The following is a 17,914-nucleotide window of genomic DNA, read 5'->3' on the forward strand; positions in this document are numbered from 1 at the left end:
AGAGTACTAATGCAGACCTCCTCCAGGCTAACCCGCTACCCACTGGCAGTTATCGTCCTCGCTCAGCTGTTTGGCACCTCGCTGTGGTTTAGCGTTAATGGCGTTGGCTTGGCATTGCAGGAGGCGGAGGGTCTTAGTGAAGGTGATCTCGGTTTACTGACCATCGCGGTGCAGGCCGGGTTTATCACCGGTACGCTACTAATCGCCATTACCGGCCTTGCCGACCGCATGCGGGCAAGCCATCTGTTTGCGCTGTCAGCAGTGCTCGGTGCGCTTATCAACGCGGCATTTATTGGCGTTGCCGACAGCATAACGCTGGCGGCAGTGGCACGCTTTGCCACCGGCCTATGCCTGGCAGGCATCTACCCGCTGGGCATGAAGCTGGTGGTGAGTTGGACACCTTCGCATGCGGGCGCGGCCCTGGGCTGGCTTGTCGGCATGTTAACGCTAGGCATCGCCTCGCCCCATTTACTGCGCGGATTAACGTTGCACCTGCCCTGGCAATGGCCACTGCTATTGGCATCGCTGTTGGCACTGGTCGCAGCGTTGATGGTTTTCCGGTTAGGCGTTGGCCCCCACCTACCTGCCAAAGCCGGAAGCGGGCGCCCCTGGGCCGGACTTGGTGCGTTCAAGCAGCGCCCGTTTCGCAAAGCCGCACTGGGCTACTTCGGCCACTGTTGGGAGCTTTATGCATTCTGGGCGCTGGTGCCCTTTTTGGTTAGCCGCGAGCTTGAGCGGCTCAATGCGTCAGCAAGCCTGCAGCCGTGGCTAAGCTTTGCCGTTATTGCCCTTGGCCTGCCTGGCTGCGTGTGGGCTGGCCGGTGGAGCCGGAAAGCGGGTAGCGCCCACGTTGCGTTTGTGGCGCTATTAACATCGGGCGTACTTTGCCTGGTTTACCCGCTATTGGGCAGCCTTTCACCCTGGTTACTGCTGGCGATGCTGGGCGTTTGGGGCGTTAGCGTGATTGCCGATTCAGCACAGTTTTCGGCGCTGGCATCGGCCCACGCGCCAGCCGAACGGCTGGGCGCGGCCTTGGCCATGATGAACGCTATCGGCTTTGGTTTGACCATCCCCTCCATTGCCTTGGTAACCGCCCTTTGGGCAAGCCAGAGCGTGGTGGTTATCTGGTGGTTGTTGCCAGGCCCTGTGTTGGGTTTAATCGCGATGCGTGGGTTACATCTCCCCTCGGCAAAGGCCTGACGCTCTGCCTCTTATCGCGCTATACTTGTCACCATTTTTTTGCACGTTGTGAGCCGACTCCCCATGGAAAAGACCTACCAACCCGAACAGATTGAAACCCGCTGGTATCAGCGCTGGGAAGCCGATAACCGCTTTGCCCCTTCGGGTAAGGGCGCGCCTTTCTCCATCATGATTCCGCCGCCCAACGTCACCGGCAGCCTGCACATGGGCCACGCGTTCCAGGACACCATCATGGATACCCTGACGCGCTGGAAGCGAATGCAGGGTAACAATACGCTGTGGCAGGTAGGTACCGACCACGCCGGTATCGCCACGCAAATGCTGGTTGAGCGCAAGATAGCGGCAGAAGAGGGCAAAACGCGCCACGACCTGGGCCGCGATCCGTTTATTGATAAGGTTTGGGAGTGGAAGGAAGAGTCTGGCGGGCACATTACCCGCCAACTGCGCCGCATGGGCGCCAGCGTTGATTGGAGTCGCGAGCGCTTCACCATGGATGACGGTTTCTATAAAGCCGTTCAGGAAGTCTTCGTGCGCCTGCATGAAGAGAAACTGGTTTATCGTGGCAAGCGGCTGGTCAACTGGGACCCGACGCTGCACACGGCGATTTCCGACCTGGAAGTGGAGAACAAGGAGCAGCAAGGCAGCTTCTGGCACTTCCGTTATCCGCTGGCCGACGGCGTTAAAACCGCCGATGGCAAGGATTATGTCGTGGTGGCCACCACCCGCCCCGAAACCCTGCTGGGCGATACCGGCGTTGCAGTCAACCCAGAAGATGCGCGATACGCCTCGCTGGTGGGCAAGTTTATTGAGCTACCGCTGGTGGGCCGCCGCATCCCTGTAGTGACCGACGAACACGCCGATATGGAGAAAGGTTCGGGGTGTGTGAAAATCACCCCGGCCCACGACTTCAATGACTATGAAGTCGGCAAGCGCCAAAACCACTTACTGATCAACGTCTTTTCCAAAGACGCCACGATTCTTGAGCAGGCGGAAATCTTCAACCTTAAAGGCCAGCCCCAGCCGGAAGAAGACGCTAGCCTGCCCGCCAAGTACGCAGGCCTTGATCGTTTTGAAGCGCGTAAACAGATTGTCGCCGATATGGACGCACTTGGCCTGCTGGAGCAAGTCGAAGCCGTTAACAACACCCTGCCCTATGGCGACCGCTCGGGTGATGTGATTGAGCCGCTGCTGACTGACCAGTGGTTTGTGGCGGTTGAAAACCTTGCCAAGCCCGCTATCGAGGCAGTGGAAAAAGGCGACATCCAGTTCGTACCCAAGAACTACGAAAACATGTATTTTGCATGGATGCGCGACCTGCAGGATTGGTGTATTTCCCGCCAGCTATGGTGGGGCCACCGCATTCCGGCGTGGTATGACGCCGAAGGTAACGTCTACGTTGCCCGCACCGAGGCCGAAGCCCGAGAGAAGCACGGCCTGAGCGCTGATATAGCGCTGACTCAGGACGAAGACGTGCTGGACACCTGGTTCAGCTCAGGCTTATGGACCTTTGGCACACTTGGCTGGCCAGAAAAAACCCCGGAACTTGAAACCTTCCACCCCACCAGCGTGTTGGTGACAGGCTTTGACATCATCTTTTTCTGGGTCGCCCGGATGATTATGATGACGCTGAAGTTCACCGGCCAGGTGCCCTTCAAAACCGTGTATGTCCACGGCCTGGTGCGTGATGGGCAGGGCCAGAAGATGTCCAAATCCAAGGGCAACGTACTCGACCCAATTGATCTTATCGACGGCATTACGCTGGATGCACTGCTTGAAAAGCGCACCGGCAATATGATGCAGCCGCAAAAAGCCAAGGCGATTGCCAAAGCGACCAAAGACGAATTTAAAGACGGCATTGAAGCCCATGGCACCGATGCGCTGCGCTTTACGTTCCTCTCGCAGGCCACCACTGGGCGCGATATTAAATTTGATATGAACCGCCTAGAAGGGTACCGCAACTTCTGCAATAAGCTGTGGAACGCCTCGCGCTACGTGCTCATGAATGCTGAAGGCGAAGATTGCGGCATCGCTTCTCAAGGTCAGGGCAGCAAGGTGGAACTGTCGCTGGCCGACCGCTGGATCATTTCCGAGCTGCAGAAGACCGAAGCCCAGGTGACCAAGGCGATGGACGAATACCGCTTTGACCACGCCTCGCAAGCGCTCTACGAGTTTGTCTGGAATGAGTATTGCGACTGGTATCTCGAGCTTTCCAAACCAGTGCTGTGGGACGAAAATGCCTCCGCTGAAGCCAAGCGCGGCACACGGCATACGCTGGTGCGCGTGCTAGAAACCATTCTACGCCTGGCGCATCCGATGATGCCGTATATTACCGAAGAGATCTGGCAGCGCGTGTCACCCTTGGCGGGCACCTTGATGGGCGAAGGCGCCTCGCTGATGCTTCAGGCATGGCCGGAAGCTGACGAGAGCAAGATCGACGAGCAGGCCACCCGCGATATCGAGTGGCTGAAAGGTGTCATTATCGCTGTGCGTAACATTCGCGCCGAGATGAATATAGCCCCCGGCAAGCCGCTGGACGTGCTGTTAACCAAAGGCAAGCCGGAAGATGCCAAGCGCCTGGAAAGTAACCGCCATTTCCTGGCCAAGCTGGCCAAACTGGAAAGCGCGAGCTGGCTTGAAAACCCCAACGATGCCCCGCTTTCAGCAACGCAATTAGTAGGCGATATGGAAGTTCTGGTGCCGATGGCCGATCTAATCGACAAAGACACCGAGCTTGCTCGATTGAATAAAGAGATCGAAAAGCATGACAAGCTAATGGTTGGCATTGAGAAAAAACTGGGCAACCCCGGATTTATGTCTAAAGCCCCCGATGCCGTCGTCGAAAAAGAGCGCGGCAAGCTTGCCGAGTTCCAGTCGGCTAAAAAACTGCTGCAAGAACAGAAAACCAAGATTGAAGCGCTGTAGGTCCGCCGGGATACGACGACCCACCACCAACGCCACCTTAGGGTGGCGTTGGTGTTTCAAACAGCTGCTAGACACATTAGTGGCGGAAGACGTACTCCGAGCCATCGGTGAAGCGGCTGAAACGATAGATGGAGGGGTCGCAGGTCGTTTCTTCACCTGCAATCATTTCGGCGAGCATTTCCCCCGACGCCGGGGCCGTGGTCAAACCGTTGCCGGAGAATCCGGTGATCACGAAGAGCCCATCGTTGTCCGGTACTTCTGAAATCACTTGGGTGGAGTCTGGCGTGGCGTCGATCATGCCGGCCCAGCGCTCGCGCACTTGGGCGTTTTCATACTGCGGATAGGCGCGGCGCAGGTTGGCAAGCGCTGTGTTCACCTCGTTTTTATCCACACTGCCCGAGAGCATGCGCACTTGCTCGAAGGGCGTGATCTCGTTGGCGGACCAGCGCGAGGCCATATTGAGCGAGGCAAAGAAGTCGCTCGACAGGCGCACCTTGAGCAGATCGCCGGAGTGCTTCAGCGCCGGCATGAAATCCAGCAGCATGCGAAAGCTGTCGGTAGTGATGGGCGCGACGTTGGTCGACACGCCTACTGCGGTCTCCCCAGTGTCCATCTGGCGCCAGGCGAAGTCCGGCCCGTAACCGGCGCCGGGCAAGGCATTGTCGATTGGGCTCAGGCGCTGCATAGAAGAAGCGATGGTCAGTTGGGGCAGATGAACGCCCAGGTTGCCGGCAAACAGCGACGACCAGGCGCCACCTGCCAGCACTACCCGGGAAGCCTTGATATAGCCCTTCTCCGTATGCACGCCGACGATCCTGCCGCCTTGGCGGTCGATAGTACGGGCCGCACAGGGCGAGACGATCTGCACCCCTTCATTCATCGCCCCCCGCGCGATTCGCGAAACCGAGTAGCGTGGCTCGGCGGTGCCGTCGCTGGGTTGATGAAGTACCGCCTTGTATTGCTCCGCGCCATTGGGCAGCAGCCGCCCAAGCTCGGCGCCGGTGACCAGTCGCGCATCGGTCTGCGGCTGAATATGGCGCGCCTCGGCAAGCCACTCCCGGCTTGCGCTCACCTCATCGTCGGTGGCCAACAGCGAGAAATTGCCAGTCTGGCGAAAGCCTATATCCTCACCAAAGCGACCTGCAAAACCCTGCCAGATCGACTTCGAACGGTTGGCAAGCTCCAGCTTGCCCAGATCCCAGCTGTTGGAGTAAACCCAGCCAAAGGCACGGCTGGACTGCTCGCCCGCCACCACACCCTTTTCGAGTACCACCGTACTTAACCCCTTCTCGTTGAGAAACAGCGCCGTAGAAAGCCCAGCGATGCCACCGCCGATCACCACGACATCGGCCTCGGCGGGTAAGGTGTCCGACGTTGCCACCCCCTCCGCACGGGGAATCTGCGATTCAAGACGCCATCCAGGCCTAGCACCATAGGTGGCTCCCAAAAAAACCGCCCATTACGCCACCGGCAATACCGGTACCTGCACCTAGTAGAAAATTACGTCTGGATATTTTCATTGCTTGAATCCTTCAATGTCCTGCACGAAAGCGGCGTCTGGGGAGCCACGGAGTGAGTAAGAAATAAATTATGACTGACCAGTCGGAAAATAAAAAGTGGGCTTTCTTGTTGCAATCGATCAATGAAATGAAACGAAAGAAATAGACGTAACCGCCTACATGAACGGCTTGCGCCGCAACTTGGCGTGCATGAGGTAAAATGAAGTGAGATTCACCTGCCTCTCCACTCATTCACAGGGAGCGGCTTTCCACACAATAGAGAGCCCTATGGCACGCAAAAAAGAAATTTCACTTGATCGCATTCTGGATGCAGCCGATGCCATCATCATGGAGAGCGGCGGACGTCAGTTCACTCTCGACGCCGTGGCCGAACGAGCAGGTATCAGTAAAGGGGGGCTGGTCTATAGCTTTGCGACAAAAGATGACCTGGTAGCTGCTGTCCTGCAGCGCGAAATCGACCGCGTTCAACACGCCGTTCAAATACGGGCGGGAAACGATTGGGAACATAAACATAAGCGATTGCTTGCTTACCTGGATGAAGCCCTGACCGAGGATGACCGCCTTATTCGTCGCTCTGCCTACCTTATGACAGCCCTGCTTCAATCACCGGAAAAATCGCGCCCGGCAAGGGAGTATTATCGCTCAATTTTGGATCTATTCGATGGTGACAGCATGGCAAGTAAAGAGGTTCGCCAAGCCGTTCTAGCCATGGAGGGGCTGTTTCTACTGCGCGGGCTAGGCTTAGCGGACCCGTCTCCGTCAGAGTGGCGCTCAGTGCTTGCACACGCACATGCTACCGTCGCCAACGCTATAATCACCAGCAGCACAGATTAAACTCCCTTTAGAGCGTCGAGGGACGGATATCATAACATTGCTGATTCCACCGCTATTTTTAAACGCTTCGCAAGCATAACTTTTTCATTCATGCCCCCAATGTGAATAGATTATTCAACACTGGCTGAAGAGCGGTTCACTTTTTGATTGAATCGATAACTCAACTCCCTGTGTTTATGTGTGCCTAAAATAAAAGGGCCTGCGACACACCGGTATGACCATCGCGTATCAGCAGGCACTGTAAATGGCTACGTGTTTAGTTACCTTCGCGCCAGCCGCCAAGTACTCGGCTATCTGGGCCAAAAAAGACCAACCGGTCATGGTCAATGAGGTAGCGATAAGCACCTTCCAGCATATTCGTTACCTGCTGGGCATCCTCCATATTGGGACAAGCCATGCGCGTGCTGGCAAGCTGCTTAACATCGAAACGGTGCCCTTCCCCCAGACTTACCTGCCCCGAAAAGCGGTTGCAGCCGTCATAACCAGAGATCGTTCCATCGCTAGAGATTTCAAAAAACGGCGTTTCATTAAACGCTAACTTCTCATCTGTTCCGATCAACAGAAGATCCCAGCGCTGATCCACTATCGCTCCTGAAAGCTCCGCACTGCTCGGCGCTTCATGACTCTCTTGAGGCGCGGGCGAACTACTGCACGCGCTCAAAAGAAAAGCCGCCGATACACACAAGGGCAGCAAGCAATGACGCAGCGTTAACGTCTTCATGGACATAATTGTCACCTTATAGGTTTTACCAGTTGCCGCTGTTTTCCATGGAAGCCCATGGCTCTTGAGGTGCTAGCGTGTCGCCCTTTTGCAGTAGCTCGATGGAGATACCGTCAGGCGATTTAACAAATGCCATGTGTCCATCCCGTGGAGGACGGTTAATAGTAACACCGGCGTCCTGGAGCTTTTGACAAAGCGCGTAAATATCGTCTACCCGATAGGCCAGGTGACCAAAATTACGCCCGCCAGTGTAGGTTTCAGGGTCCCAGTTATACGTCAATTCAAGTTCGGGAGCGGAGAGCTGCGCTGAGCGCTCTTCGTCTTCGGGGGCGGCAAGGAAAATCAGCGTAAAGCGGCCTTTTTCATTCTCTTTACGGCGTACTTCTTTAAGGCCCAGCAGGTCACAGTAAAAGTGAAGCGATGCATCCAGATCGCTGATACGTACCATCGTGTGTAAAAACTGCATGTTATTTCCTTTTCATTAAGGCCGGTGAATGAATGTTAACGCGGATACCCATTATATGGATGGAAACAGAATAGGTCTTAACCAGCAAATCTTGTGCATATCAGATAGCGTATGCCCAAATGCTCGTCAAAGCTCATTATTCAGCCCGACCTACACCACTACCGGTTTAAATGACGGCCTGCTTTAACTAACCATTAGACAGATTTATTATACAAGGTCGAATTCAAAGAAAAATCTGTATAGTGCTATTTGAGGGCTATCTCAAAGGAGACGTTAGTGGACTCAATCACACAGGCGGCGTTGGGCGCTGCGATTGGTGGTGCGGTGCTGGGTCGGCGCTTGGGCCGTAAAGCCATTCTCATAGGGGCACTACTGGGCACGCTGCCCGACCTCGACGTAGCGCTGGACTATGGCGATGCGATCGCTAATGTGACCGAGCACCGTGGGTTTAGCCACTCGTTATTTGTACTGACCGGACTCGCAACGTTACTAGCCCTGCTTAGCAACCGTTTTGCCCCTGCACGAGATATTTCCTTTATCCATTGGTGGTGGTTTTTTACACTCACGCTAATCACGCACCCACTGCTTGATGCTCTGACCACCTATGGCACGCAGCTCTTCTGGCCGCTAGAAACATCACCGGTCGCCTGGCCGATTGTATTTATCATTGACCCGCTCTACACCCTGCCTCTTCTAATTGGTTTAATCGTAGGCATCGCGTCAAAACAGGTACAAAAGTACGCTACGGCCGCGCTGGCTGTCTCAAGTGTTTACTTATTGCTAGCAGCCGGAGCGAAGCTGAACATTGAGCACCGGCTGGCAACGGTTCTTGCCGAGATGGGGCTAGAGGAGGCGCCTTTACTGGTTCAACCAACCCCTTTTAACACGGTGCTATGGCGAGCTACCGTGGTCAATGAAGATCGCTATTATGAAGGTCTGATTAGCGTATTTGATGGCAAGCGTCAGCCACGTTTGGAACCGCTTCACCGCAATATAGCGCTTGAAGAGAGTGCGTTGTCGGGCCCGCTTGGCCAGCGGCTAATGTGGTTTACTGGCCCTTTTTTGCGCTATGACACCATCAATATTGAGGGACATGAAACATTAATTGCTACCGATCTTCGGCTGGGCTATCCCGGCTTTCACCCGTTCAGCTTCACCCTCGCAGCGCTGCAGGATGATACATGGATACCCGTGGATGTAAGCGAGCAGATCGAGAGCGCACGTGGGCTGCAGCTAAATATGCTGTCGCGTCTCGCAGCAAGGGCCGCTGGAGATACCATGGCGCTTTGTGCAAGCGACTTTATCTCGCCTGATTGGCGCGCTGACCCGCTTCAATATCACTGCTAGCGGTGGCCACCGCACCGCTAGCAGTGATGGCTGATAGGCGCTGAAATAAAAGCTTAGGGGGCGATTCCCTGCCCACAACCACTGAACTGCTCACCGCCGTAGCTGAGCGTTACCCGCGCAGGAAAGGGAAAACCGCTCATATTGTCAAAGCAAGCGCCCGCTTCAATACGCACCCGAAAGAAAGGCTCAACGCGGGCGTTTTCAAGCACCACTCGGCCCGCTTCGTTGTCCATCACGCTCACCATATAGGGCAGCTCAATACGCTCCTCGCCGTAGTTAAGCTCCAGAGTTAACGTGGGGGAATCGTGTGCGAGCGCGACCACCCAGCCTGGCTCATTGCCATGCCCAAAAAACATAACGCCAGGCCGCTCTGCACGAGTAAGGACTTTGCGCTCTTCGCCAAGGGTGCACTGCAGTTGGCCACGCGGTGTTTCCACCATGGCCTGGTTACCTCGGTTCCAAAAACTGATACTGCCATCCTGGTAGCGAGCCCCGTTAGCGACAACCGCTTGAGGCAGCTGCCAGGCACCGTGCAGCGACCAAAGCCGTAGGTCATTAGTATTCGTCGCTGTCACTAAATTCTGGTCAGCGGGCTGACAGTGCCAGCCCTGGTACTGGTCGGCGTTTCCAGCAAAAAGTACCGAGGGCAGCAACGGGGCACTGCTGTTAACGGTCATTGTCCCAGACTCGTCTACTGGTGAAGACGTAGAGGCACAGCCGGTGAGTGCCATCAAACAAGCACCCACAGCGGCTAATCGAAGAGGGGTAAAAAACGTCATCTATCAAGGCTCCCTGCGCGCGTGATTTATTGTGTAATGCACTAGCTTCGCTTAAAGGCGTGTAGATCCTGTGGATCAAAGGTATCAAACTTGGGCGGCAATCCCAATGCTGCCCGTTTTTCCGCCAAGTGATGCTTCTCGGCCAGCCACGTGGGGTCTTGAGAGGGCTCACGACCATTTAGCTCAGCTAGCTGCGTTATCCCTTGATGGTAAAAGGTCACGATATTAAGCGCGGCTTGATTATCATCTTCAAGTGCACGCCTAAGCGTAGGTAAATACCCCCTGATTTGCGACAGGTGTTGCTTTAACTGCCATACATAGCGCATCTCGGTCATCCAGGGCCGTTCGCGCAGCACCGCAAAGAGTGCGCTGGTGGCTAGAAGTCCCAGGAAGATACCTAGCGCGTAGAGCCATAGGCTGTTGCCCAAGGCAGAGGTCAGCAGCATGGAAAACAGCATTCCAAAAATGACCAGTTGGCCCGCCATCGCAAAGCTAATCATGCGCGCCTTACGACGGTAGCGTTGTACATCATGCGGCTCAAGGGTAAAAACCATGGCCAACCTCGCAATCCAAATGAGTGTTCTATGATACGGGGCTGACCAACGCAAACAAGCCTGAGTCGCTTAATGTGCGCTTAATCGCTCTGCGGCCATTTTTAACAACCGCTCGGTTGCCTCCCAGCCAACACAGGCATCGGTTACCGAGACACCGTAACGCAGTGCACTAGGGTTTAACGGCTGTTTGCCCTCAAACAGGTGGCTTTCAAGCATCAAGGCGACCAGATTGGCGTTGCCCGCCTGCCGCTGGGCCAGTACATCCAGCATTACTTCATTCTGACGACGATGATCTTTACGTGCATTGGCGTGGCTACAGTCGACCATTAAACGTGGGTTCTGACCTGCCTCATGCAGCGCCTTGATCGCCGCCTGAACATGCGCTGCCTGATAATTCGGCTCGCCATGCCCGCCGCGAAGCACAACATGCGTATGCGGGTTACCGGCTGTTTGCTGCATGATGGGGCGCCCATGACTGTCTTGAGCAAAGCGCTGGTGCCCATGAGCGGCAGCTTGTATGGCGTCAATCGCGACCTGCACATCACCGCTGGTGGCATTTTTGAACCCAACCGCCGCAGCCAGGTCACTGGCCAGCTCACGGTGCAGCTGCGACTCTGTAGTGCGCGCGCCAATCGCGACCCAACTTAAAAGGTCATCCAGGTAAGGCGCGAGCATGGGCTGAAGCAGCTCGGTGGCCACCGGTAGGCCTCGGGCGGCAACGGCATGCATCAATTCACGAGAGAGGGTAATGCCCTTGGGCATATCGCCACGACCGTCTAAATCAGGGTCATAGGCCAGCCCTTTCCAGCCAACCGTCGTACGCGGCTTTTCAACGTAAACCCGCATTACCGGTAAAATCTGCTCATCCACCTGCTCACTTAGCACCGCCAAACGGTCAGCGTACTCAAGCGCTGCGTCCGGGTCATGGATAGAACAGGGGCCTACCACCACCAATAATCTTTTATCCTGGCCACTTAATATTTTCTGAACCGCTTCTCGCTGTTGAGAAATTTGCTGGCCTAACCGAGCATCAACGGCAACGCTTTGGCGTAACTCGGCGGGTGTCGGTAAGTGATTAACAGGGCTGGGCGTACTGTCGCCAAGGGGGTTGGCGTTAGCATTCTTGATCGGGGCTAGGCTTGCCTGGGCATTCATCATTAACTCTCCGGTATCACATGACATCGTTGATTGGCGTTACCACCCAAACGGGCACGGTCGGAGGTGGCAGCTTGCACCGACCGCGCGTCGCTAAATCGCCAGCCATAGCCCACATAGCCGGTAGCGATAGTGACGTTATAAGCGCGATACATCATGGTGCAGCTCCTTAATGAAATTCCTATGGCAAAAGCCGTTAAACGCAAAAAGCCCCGGCGGGGTCACCAACCGGGGCTTGAAGATTCGGCAGGCAACCTGGAAGGTGTGCCTAGTAGCGCGACGTTAACCGTCGGCCGTGGGCACACCGTGGCTAAACCAATATCCAAAATAGGCCACAACGCTCATGCACACACTAACCGCCATAAAAGGCAGGCGGTTAGCAGTATGGAAAGGCGCTTGTGTGTGCATATTTTTCCTGATGACTGGCAAGCCAAGGGGCCGCAAAAAATCGTTTTAAAAAAGGTATATCTTTATCCTGCCCTTAAGCTTGGCAAATGGCAACTGTTGATTAACAATCAGCGCCATAGCCAAAAAGTGACAGACTAACGCCGTGGATCAATCACCCACGCGGCGCATAAGCAAATACGTCGGAAAAAACCCGCTCACTCACCACGCCTTTGGTTTCCAACACATCCAGGCAGGCGTATACCATGCCGGGCGAGCCGGAGAGATACACGTCATAATCGCTGAACGTCAGCGCCGCTTTCTCCAGTACAAGATCAACCCGGCCCTGATGGTGATGAATACGCTCGCCGCTTGCCAAAGGCTCAGTTAGCGGAAATTCGGTGACCGCTTTAAACGTTACATTGGGATAGCGCTGCGCCCACTCAGTCGCCAGGCTTTCAGCGTAAAGGTCGCGATGCTCACGGGCAGCCCACCAGAGTGAGATTGGCCGCTCAGGCTGGTCACGCAGGGTGGCCTCAACAATCGCTTTCATTTGTGAAAACCCTGTACCAGCAGCAATCAGCAGCAGCGGACGCTCGCTTTGCGCGTCAACCACACATTCACCGCCGGGCAAGCGCAGCGTTAGCTGATTGGCCACCTGGAGCAGATTTCGAAGTCGTACTGAATTATCGCGCTCAGGCCAGTGCTGAATATGCAGTTCAATGACGCCATCGCCCTGCTCGGCACTGGCAATTGAAAAGGGCACCCAGGTGCTGTCATCCAATTTAAGTTCTAGATACTGCCCAGGCGCATGCTGCATTGATTCTGCACGCCCTTTTAGCGTCACGCCAAATACGTCAGGATTTAAATCCTCAACAGCCGTTACCTGGCAGGTTAACGTCCTTGCGCTCATGAAAACCTCTATATGAAAAATCGATCAACGTGCGCCGCTAAACTTAACTGCCTTCTTAACCGCCATGCCGCTGTGCTGGCAGAGGAATACCGATTCCCAGCTCTTCCCACCGCTCGTCAACGCGATTTTTGACCGTCTCGTCCATCACGATGGGCGTGCCCCACTCGCGGTCTGTTTCGCCTGGCCATTTGTTGGTCGCATCGAGCCCCATTTTGGAACCCAAGCCAGAGACAGGCGAGGCGAAATCCAGATAATCGATAGGCGTATTCTCAACCATCACGGTATCTCGCGCCGGGTCCATACGCGTGGTGATCGCCCAGATCACGTCTTCCCAGTTGCGCGCATCAACGTCGTCATCCAGCACAATCACGAATTTGGTGTACATGAACTGACGTAAAAAGCTCCATACCCCCATCATCACGCGCTTGGCGTGACCTGGGTACTGCTTTTTCATGGTGACAACCGCCATGCGATACGAACAGCCTTCAGGCGGCAGGTAAAAGTCGACAATTTCAGGAAACTGCTTGCAGAGTATCGGCACAAACACTTCGTTAAGCGCCAACCCGAGAACGGCAGGCTCATCCGGCGGCCGCCCGGTATAGGTGGAGTGATAAATGGCATCACGGCGCATGGTCATGCGCGTTACCGTAAAGACCGGGAAGTGATCCACCTCGTTGTAATAGCCAGTGTGATCACCGTATGGGCCTTCAGGCGCCATATCATCAGGATAGATAACCCCTTCCAGAATAATCTCACTGGAGGCAGGCACCTCAAGGTCATAATGGCCGCACTTAACAAGCTCGGTACGCGAGCCGCGCAGAAGCCCGGCAAACGCATATTCGGAGAGTGAGTCAGGGACGGGGGTCACGGCCGCCAGGATCGTGGCCGGGTCAGCACCCAACGCTACGGCAACCGGGAAAGGCTCGCCAGGATGCGCTTGCTGAAACTCCTGGAAATCCAGCGCCCCGCCACGGTGGGAGAGCCAGCGCATGATCAAGCGGTTCTTGCCAATCTTTTGCTGCCGGTAAATCCCCAGATTCTGGCGTTTTTTATGCGGGCCGCGGGTAATGACCAGCGGCCAAGTGACCAAAGGCGCCGCATCGCCCGGCCAGCAGTGCTGGATAGGCAGGCGATCAAGATCAACCTCGTCATCTTCAAAAACGACTTCCTGCACTGGCGCCCGCTTAACGGTTTTAGGCCCCATACTAAGCACTTGTTTGAAGATAGGCAGCTTATCCCAGGCGTCTTTCAACCCCTTGGGCGGATCAGGCTCTTTTAAAAAGGCCAACAGCTTACCCACTTCGCGCAGCGCTTCGACCGACTCCTGCCCCATTCCTAGTGCCACGCGCTTTGGTGTACCGAAAAGATTGCCCAGCAGCGGCATATCATGGCCCTTCACATTCTCAAACAAGAGTGCCGGGCCACCGGCACGCAGCGTGCGGTCGCAAATCTCGGTGATTTCCAGGTAAGGATCGACTTCGGCTTGGATACGCTTGAGTTCACCGCGCGCTTCCAGCGCCGCGATGAAGTCGCGCAAGTCGTTATACTTCAAGACACACTCCCCGCTAGGCTTGCGCCGCTATAGTAATTCTCATCAATCCTAGCGGCGTTTCATCGCTTCAAAGAACTCAAGATTCGTCTTGGTATCCTTCAGACGATCAATCAGGAATTCCGTGGCAGCCGTGTCTTCCATCGGGTTGAGCAGCTTGCGCAAAATCCACATGCGCTGCATCTCTTCCTCAGATGCCAGCAGATCTTCACGCCGCGTGCCGCTGCGACGAATGTTGATTGCCGGGAAAACGCGCCTTTCCGCCAGCTTGCGATCAAGGTGCGCTTCCATATTACCGGTACCCTTGAACTCTTCGAAGATGACTTCATCCATCTTCGAACCGGTATCCACCAGAGCCGTGGCGATAATGGTCAAGCTGCCGCCCTCTTCGATATTACGCGCCGCACCGAAGAAACGCTTAGGCTTCTCAAGCGCATGCGCATCGACACCACCGGTAAGCACTTTACCGGAGCTCGGCACGACGGTGTTGTAGGCACGCGCTAAGCGGGTAATCGAATCCAGCAGGATAACCACGTCTTTTTTGTGCTCAACCAAACGCTTGGCTTTTTCGATGACCATTTCAGCGACCTGAACGTGGCGCGCCGGCGGTTCATCAAAGGTGGAAGCCACCACTTCACCGCGTACGGTACGCGACATTTCGGTCACTTCCTCCGGGCGCTCATCGATCAGCAGTACGATCAGATGGCACTCAGGGTTGTTGCGCGTAATTGAGGTGGCGATGTTCTGCAGCATCAGTGTCTTACCCGCTTTAGGCGGAGACACCAGTAGGCCACGCTGACCTTTACCAATCGGCGCAGTCAGGTCGATGATACGGGCCGTTAGATCTTCGGTGGAACCATTACCGATTTCCATCCGCAAACGGTCATTCGGGAATAGCGGCGTTAAGTTCTCGAAGAGAATCTTGTGCTTGGCATTTTCCGGACGGTCAAAGTTGATCTGGCTAACCTTGAGCAGAGCAAAGTAGCGCTCGCCTTCTTTGGGCGGGCGAATTTTGCCGGAAATGGAGTCGCCTTTACGCAGGTTAAAACGGCGAATCTGCGAGGGCGATACGTAGATATCGTCCGGTCCGGCAAGATAGGAGCTGTCGGCGCTACGCAGGAAGCCAAAGCCATCCTGAAGAATTTCCAGTACACCGTCGCCGTAAATGTCCTCACCGCTTTTAGCGTGTCGTTTGAGGATGGCGAAAATGATGTCCTGCTTGCGCGAACGGGCCAGGTTATCGATACCCATTTCGCGGGCGATATCGAGCAGCTCGGGAACGGTTTTTTGCTTGAGTTCAGTGAGATTCATCGGCGTGTTAGAAAGTTGCTCTGGAAGCTAGGCGCAAGGCGCCAGAATAAGACAGGAGGCGTAGCACGTACTGATATGGCTAGGCGCCGTGTGATGCGTTCAGGTCCCGATAAAGCACGTACTCGATGGTAAGCCGCTGGGCATGTGAAAACTCATGGCAGTGGTGCAATGAGGCAATGAGTTATTGCTCAGTTCGAGGGTACATGCAGTTGTTTGTTCTGATTGGCGTAAGGAAAGAACCAATCAGCGGGTCATCTGACGACTTGGAAATATGGCTGATGCTATCTGGATAAGCAGTATCTTGTTAACATGCTGGATAAGCGTTAGTTAGTCAATATACATAGCACAATCATCGCGTGCTTAGCCAAGGTAAGTACAGCATTAAATAAATACGACGTTCGATAAGTCCCGATAATACCAAGAAAGCCTAGCACCAAGAAAGCTTAACTAGGAAAGCCTAGCACCAGAAAAGCTTGGCAACCAAGACAACTGAATCGACACGCTATCAACGATCTCTTGTCAGCAGAGCTATTACTAGTAATTTTTTGGGTAATTTCTAGCAATCAGCCTTGTAGCAGGCAAGGTCGAGTCAGACCTGTCGTTCGATGGTAGTCAAGGCCCGCGATAAACGCAAGTCTTTGCCAATTGACAATAGCTCAAGCGCACCGCAACCTTGGCAAAGCCAATACGAAGGATAGCTCATGCCCAAGGACATTTCACCCCCCGTTAGCGCTCCTGTTAGCGAACTGGAAAACGCAGCACCACAGCGGCTAGCCGCCATTGACCTCGGCTCCAACAGTTTTCATCTTCTGGTAGCCAACTATCAAAATGAGCGTCTTCAAGTCGTTGCACGATTGGGTGAAAAAGTCCAACTGGCGGCTGGCCTGGATGAAGAGGGCAAGCTTAACGAAGCAGCCATTCAGCGCGCCCTGGACTGCCTGGGCCGCTTCGCGCCGTTTTTAAGTGATATTGAGAGCGCAAACCTGCGCATCGTGGGCACTAACGCCCTGCGTGACGCCCATAATAGCCAGGCGTTTATTGAACGGGCTGAAACACAGCTTGGTCACCCCATCGAAATTATTGCGGGCCGTGAAGAGGCCCGGCTTATCTATCTAGGGGCGGCTCATGCCTTGGCCGAAAACGGGCGCCGCTTGATTGTCGATATTGGTGGCGGCTCAACAGAATTTATCATTGGTGAAAAGTTTGAACCCAAGGCGCTGGAAAGCCTGCGCATGGGCTGTGTGACCTTTACCAGCCGCTACTTTCCTGACGGCGAGATGAGTGAAAAGCGCATGCGCCGCGCCGAACTGGCCGCGTTATCAGAACTTGCCCATATCCAGCGCCCCTACCTGCGCCTTGGCTGGGAAGACCCAGTAGGCTCCAGTGGCACTATTAAAGCAGTGGCTAGCGTTCTTCTCGCCTATGGTGACACACCCACTGAAGGTGTGATTACGCGCAGCGGGCTCAAAAAACTGCGTGAGCGCCTGCTCAAGTGCAAACAGTTGTGCAAAGTCGAACTCGACGGGTTAAAGCCTGACCGCGCACGAGTTTTCCCTGCTGGGGTGGCCATTTTAAGCGCTATCTTCGAGGCATTTGACCTGCACCAAATGCGTTTTGCCGACGGCGCCCTGCGCGAGGGTGTGCTCTATGATATGGCCGGACGCAATAGCGCAGAAGACACGCGCTCCAAAAGCCTTGAAGTACTCCAGCGCATTTACGACGTGGATACCCGACAGGCCGATAACGTGGCCGAGACCGCACTATGTCTGTTTAAGCAGGTGCAAGACGCCTGGTCGCTTACCCATGAGCACCGTTACTATCTGCAGTGGGCCAGCCATGTACACGAAATTGGCTTGGCTATTTCCCATAGCCAGTTTCATCGCCATGGCGCTTACCTGCTGGAAAACTCTGACCTGGCGGGCTTTTCACGCCCGGAGCAGCATCAGTTGGCCTTTCTAGTGCGTGCCCATCGGCGTAAATTCCCGCTCAAGGAGTGGCAGGCGCTCCCCAAGGCGCAGCACGCGCACAGCATACGGCTTGCCCTATTGTTGCGCCTGGCGGTACTGATTAACCACTCACGCCCCGAAAACGCCCCGCCCTTGCCGAACATTAGTGTTGATTCCGACAGCTTAACGCTGGCACTGCCCGCCAGCGATGAACCAACGCTACTCAGCACCGATATTGAGCAGGAGCAGGCGTATATGGATGCCGCAGGCTTCACGCTGAACGTCATACAGGAAAGCTAAAAGAGACAGACGG

17 protein-coding genes are annotated in these 17,914 nt (G+C 55.1%); 6 read left to right on the forward strand and 11 right to left on the reverse strand.

Features of this window, described 5'->3' with window-relative positions; all coding sequences use genetic code 11:
• Positions 1-9: 9 nt before the first annotated feature.
• Together ACT3RQ_RS09110 and ACT3RQ_RS09115 are read left to right on the forward strand one after the other, a co-directional pair.
• The gene (locus ACT3RQ_RS09110) at positions 10-1,200 is read left to right on the forward strand and encodes an MFS transporter (RefSeq protein ID WP_444621810.1); all 1,191 of its coding nucleotides are present in this window, start codon (positions 10-12) and stop codon (positions 1,198-1,200) included.
• A gap of 63 nt (positions 1,201-1,263) precedes the next feature.
• Positions 1,264-4,122 (forward strand): valine--tRNA ligase, encoded by a 2,859-nt coding sequence (locus tag ACT3RQ_RS09115; RefSeq protein WP_444680351.1) that lies wholly within the window; start codon positions 1,264-1,266, stop codon positions 4,120-4,122.
• 76 nt (positions 4,123-4,198) lie between these two features.
• On the opposite strand, the gene ACT3RQ_RS09120 is transcribed toward ACT3RQ_RS09115, so the two are convergent.
• Positions 4,199-5,503, reverse strand: a complete 1,305-nt coding sequence (locus tag ACT3RQ_RS09120) for an NAD(P)/FAD-dependent oxidoreductase (protein ID WP_444639763.1) — start codon at positions 5,501-5,503, stop codon at positions 4,199-4,201.
• Positions 5,504-5,546: 43 nt separating this feature from the next.
• Positions 5,547-5,642, reverse strand: a complete 96-nt coding sequence (locus tag ACT3RQ_RS09125; protein WP_444639761.1) for a twin-arginine translocation signal domain-containing protein — start codon at positions 5,640-5,642, stop codon at positions 5,547-5,549.
• A gap of 267 nt (positions 5,643-5,909) precedes the next feature.
• On the opposite strand from ACT3RQ_RS09125, the gene ACT3RQ_RS09130 reads away from it, so the two are divergent.
• Complete coding sequence (locus ACT3RQ_RS09130) at positions 5,910-6,476, forward strand: TetR/AcrR family transcriptional regulator (RefSeq protein ID WP_444639759.1); 567 nt, start codon at positions 5,910-5,912, stop codon at positions 6,474-6,476.
• 256 nt (positions 6,477-6,732) lie between these two features.
• Here the strand turns inward: ACT3RQ_RS09130 and ACT3RQ_RS09135 are convergent, their stop codons facing one another.
• Together ACT3RQ_RS09135 and gloA are read right to left on the reverse strand one after the other, a co-directional pair.
• Complete coding sequence (locus tag ACT3RQ_RS09135) at positions 6,733-7,203, reverse strand: META domain-containing protein (RefSeq protein WP_444639757.1); 471 nt, start codon at positions 7,201-7,203, stop codon at positions 6,733-6,735.
• Between the two features lie 19 nt (positions 7,204-7,222).
• Entirely contained in the window at positions 7,223-7,663 is a 441-nt protein-coding gene (gene gloA, locus ACT3RQ_RS09140; RefSeq protein WP_087109952.1) for a lactoylglutathione lyase, read from the reverse strand.
• 276 nt (positions 7,664-7,939) lie between these two features.
• Here gloA and ACT3RQ_RS09145 point away from each other — a divergent pair, with 276 nt between their 5' ends.
• Complete coding sequence (locus ACT3RQ_RS09145; RefSeq protein ID WP_444639755.1) at positions 7,940-9,010, forward strand: metal-dependent hydrolase; 1,071 nt, start codon at positions 7,940-7,942, stop codon at positions 9,008-9,010.
• Between the two features lie 53 nt (positions 9,011-9,063).
• On the opposite strand, the gene ACT3RQ_RS09150 is transcribed toward ACT3RQ_RS09145, so the two are convergent.
• From ACT3RQ_RS09150 to ACT3RQ_RS09165, 4 genes are all read right to left on the reverse strand, one after another.
• Positions 9,064-9,789 carry an MliC family protein gene (locus ACT3RQ_RS09150; RefSeq protein WP_193055221.1) on the reverse strand — a complete coding sequence of 242 codons (726 nt, stop codon included), beginning with the start codon at positions 9,787-9,789 and terminating at the stop codon, positions 9,064-9,066.
• A gap of 41 nt (positions 9,790-9,830) precedes the next feature.
• Complete coding sequence (locus ACT3RQ_RS09155; RefSeq protein ID WP_193056451.1) at positions 9,831-10,343, reverse strand: DUF3087 family protein; 513 nt, start codon at positions 10,341-10,343, stop codon at positions 9,831-9,833.
• Between the two features lie 69 nt (positions 10,344-10,412).
• Positions 10,413-11,498 carry a 3-deoxy-7-phosphoheptulonate synthase gene (locus ACT3RQ_RS09160; RefSeq protein WP_226912044.1) on the reverse strand — a complete coding sequence of 362 codons (1,086 nt, stop codon included), beginning with the start codon at positions 11,496-11,498 and terminating at the stop codon, positions 10,413-10,415.
• A gap of 2 nt (positions 11,499-11,500) precedes the next feature.
• Positions 11,501-11,656 carry a hypothetical protein gene (locus tag ACT3RQ_RS09165; protein ID WP_172118479.1) on the reverse strand — a complete coding sequence of 52 codons (156 nt, stop codon included), beginning with the start codon at positions 11,654-11,656 and terminating at the stop codon, positions 11,501-11,503.
• Between the two features lie 25 nt (positions 11,657-11,681).
• Between ACT3RQ_RS09165 and ACT3RQ_RS09170 the strand changes: the two genes are divergently transcribed.
• Complete coding sequence (locus ACT3RQ_RS09170) at positions 11,682-12,044, forward strand: hypothetical protein (RefSeq protein ID WP_444639754.1); 363 nt, start codon at positions 11,682-11,684, stop codon at positions 12,042-12,044.
• A gap of 13 nt (positions 12,045-12,057) precedes the next feature.
• Here ACT3RQ_RS09170 and ACT3RQ_RS09175 read toward each other — a convergent pair whose 3' ends face one another.
• From ACT3RQ_RS09175 to rho, 3 genes are read right to left on the reverse strand one after another with little or no spacing between them, the layout of a single operon-like run.
• The gene (locus tag ACT3RQ_RS09175; RefSeq protein ID WP_444639753.1) at positions 12,058-12,795 is read right to left on the reverse strand and encodes an NAD(P)H-flavin reductase; all 738 of its coding nucleotides are present in this window, start codon (positions 12,793-12,795) and stop codon (positions 12,058-12,060) included.
• A gap of 55 nt (positions 12,796-12,850) precedes the next feature.
• Positions 12,851-14,347 carry a 4-hydroxy-3-polyprenylbenzoate decarboxylase gene (ubiD, locus tag ACT3RQ_RS09180; protein ID WP_444639751.1) on the reverse strand — a complete coding sequence of 499 codons (1,497 nt, stop codon included), beginning with the start codon at positions 14,345-14,347 and terminating at the stop codon, positions 12,851-12,853.
• A gap of 48 nt (positions 14,348-14,395) precedes the next feature.
• Entirely contained in the window at positions 14,396-15,655 is a 1,260-nt protein-coding gene (gene rho, locus ACT3RQ_RS09185) for a transcription termination factor Rho (RefSeq protein WP_172118483.1), read from the reverse strand.
• Positions 15,656-16,356: 701 nt separating this feature from the next.
• On the opposite strand from rho, the gene ppx reads away from it, so the two are divergent.
• On the forward strand, positions 16,357-17,901 hold the full coding sequence (ppx, locus tag ACT3RQ_RS09190) for an exopolyphosphatase (protein ID WP_444639749.1): 1,545 nt from the start codon (positions 16,357-16,359) through the stop codon (positions 17,899-17,901).
• Positions 17,902-17,914: the final 13 nt, after the last annotated feature.

Origin of the sequence: Halomonas sp. AOP43-D1-4 (assembly GCF_052446175.1) — a bacterium.
GTDB classification, from domain to species: Bacteria; Pseudomonadota; Gammaproteobacteria; order Pseudomonadales; family Halomonadaceae; genus Vreelandella; species Vreelandella citrativorans.

Excerpts from the sequence above, each read along its gene's own strand:
- gloA (WP_087109952.1), bottom strand. The coding sequence starts at position 7,663 with ATGCAGTTTTTACACACGATGGTACGTATCAGCGATCTGGATGCATCG.
- ppx (WP_444639749.1), top strand. The coding sequence starts at position 16,357 with ATGCCCAAGGACATTTCACCCCCCGTTAGCGCTCCTGTTAGCGAACTG.
- ACT3RQ_RS09170 (WP_444639754.1), top strand. The coding sequence starts at position 11,682 with ATGGCAAAAGCCGTTAAACGCAAAAAGCCCCGGCGGGGTCACCAACCG.
- rho (WP_172118483.1), bottom strand. The coding sequence starts at position 15,655 with ATGAATCTCACTGAACTCAAGCAAAAAACCGTTCCCGAGCTGCTCGAT.
- ACT3RQ_RS09150 (WP_193055221.1), bottom strand. The coding sequence starts at position 9,789 with ATGACGTTTTTTACCCCTCTTCGATTAGCCGCTGTGGGTGCTTGTTTG.
- ACT3RQ_RS09155 (WP_193056451.1), bottom strand. The coding sequence starts at position 10,343 with ATGGTTTTTACCCTTGAGCCGCATGATGTACAACGCTACCGTCGTAAG.
- ACT3RQ_RS09130 (WP_444639759.1), top strand. The coding sequence starts at position 5,910 with ATGGCACGCAAAAAAGAAATTTCACTTGATCGCATTCTGGATGCAGCC.
- ACT3RQ_RS09165 (WP_172118479.1), bottom strand. The coding sequence starts at position 11,656 with ATGATGTATCGCGCTTATAACGTCACTATCGCTACCGGCTATGTGGGC.
- ACT3RQ_RS09135 (WP_444639757.1), bottom strand. The coding sequence starts at position 7,203 with ATGTCCATGAAGACGTTAACGCTGCGTCATTGCTTGCTGCCCTTGTGT.
- ACT3RQ_RS09175 (WP_444639753.1), bottom strand. The coding sequence starts at position 12,795 with ATGAGCGCAAGGACGTTAACCTGCCAGGTAACGGCTGTTGAGGATTTA.
- ACT3RQ_RS09125 (WP_444639761.1), bottom strand. The coding sequence starts at position 5,642 with ATGAAAATATCCAGACGTAATTTTCTACTAGGTGCAGGTACCGGTATT.
- ACT3RQ_RS09110 (WP_444621810.1), top strand. The coding sequence starts at position 10 with ATGCAGACCTCCTCCAGGCTAACCCGCTACCCACTGGCAGTTATCGTC.
- ACT3RQ_RS09115 (WP_444680351.1), top strand. The coding sequence starts at position 1,264 with ATGGAAAAGACCTACCAACCCGAACAGATTGAAACCCGCTGGTATCAG.
- ACT3RQ_RS09160 (WP_226912044.1), bottom strand. The coding sequence starts at position 11,498 with ATGAATGCCCAGGCAAGCCTAGCCCCGATCAAGAATGCTAACGCCAAC.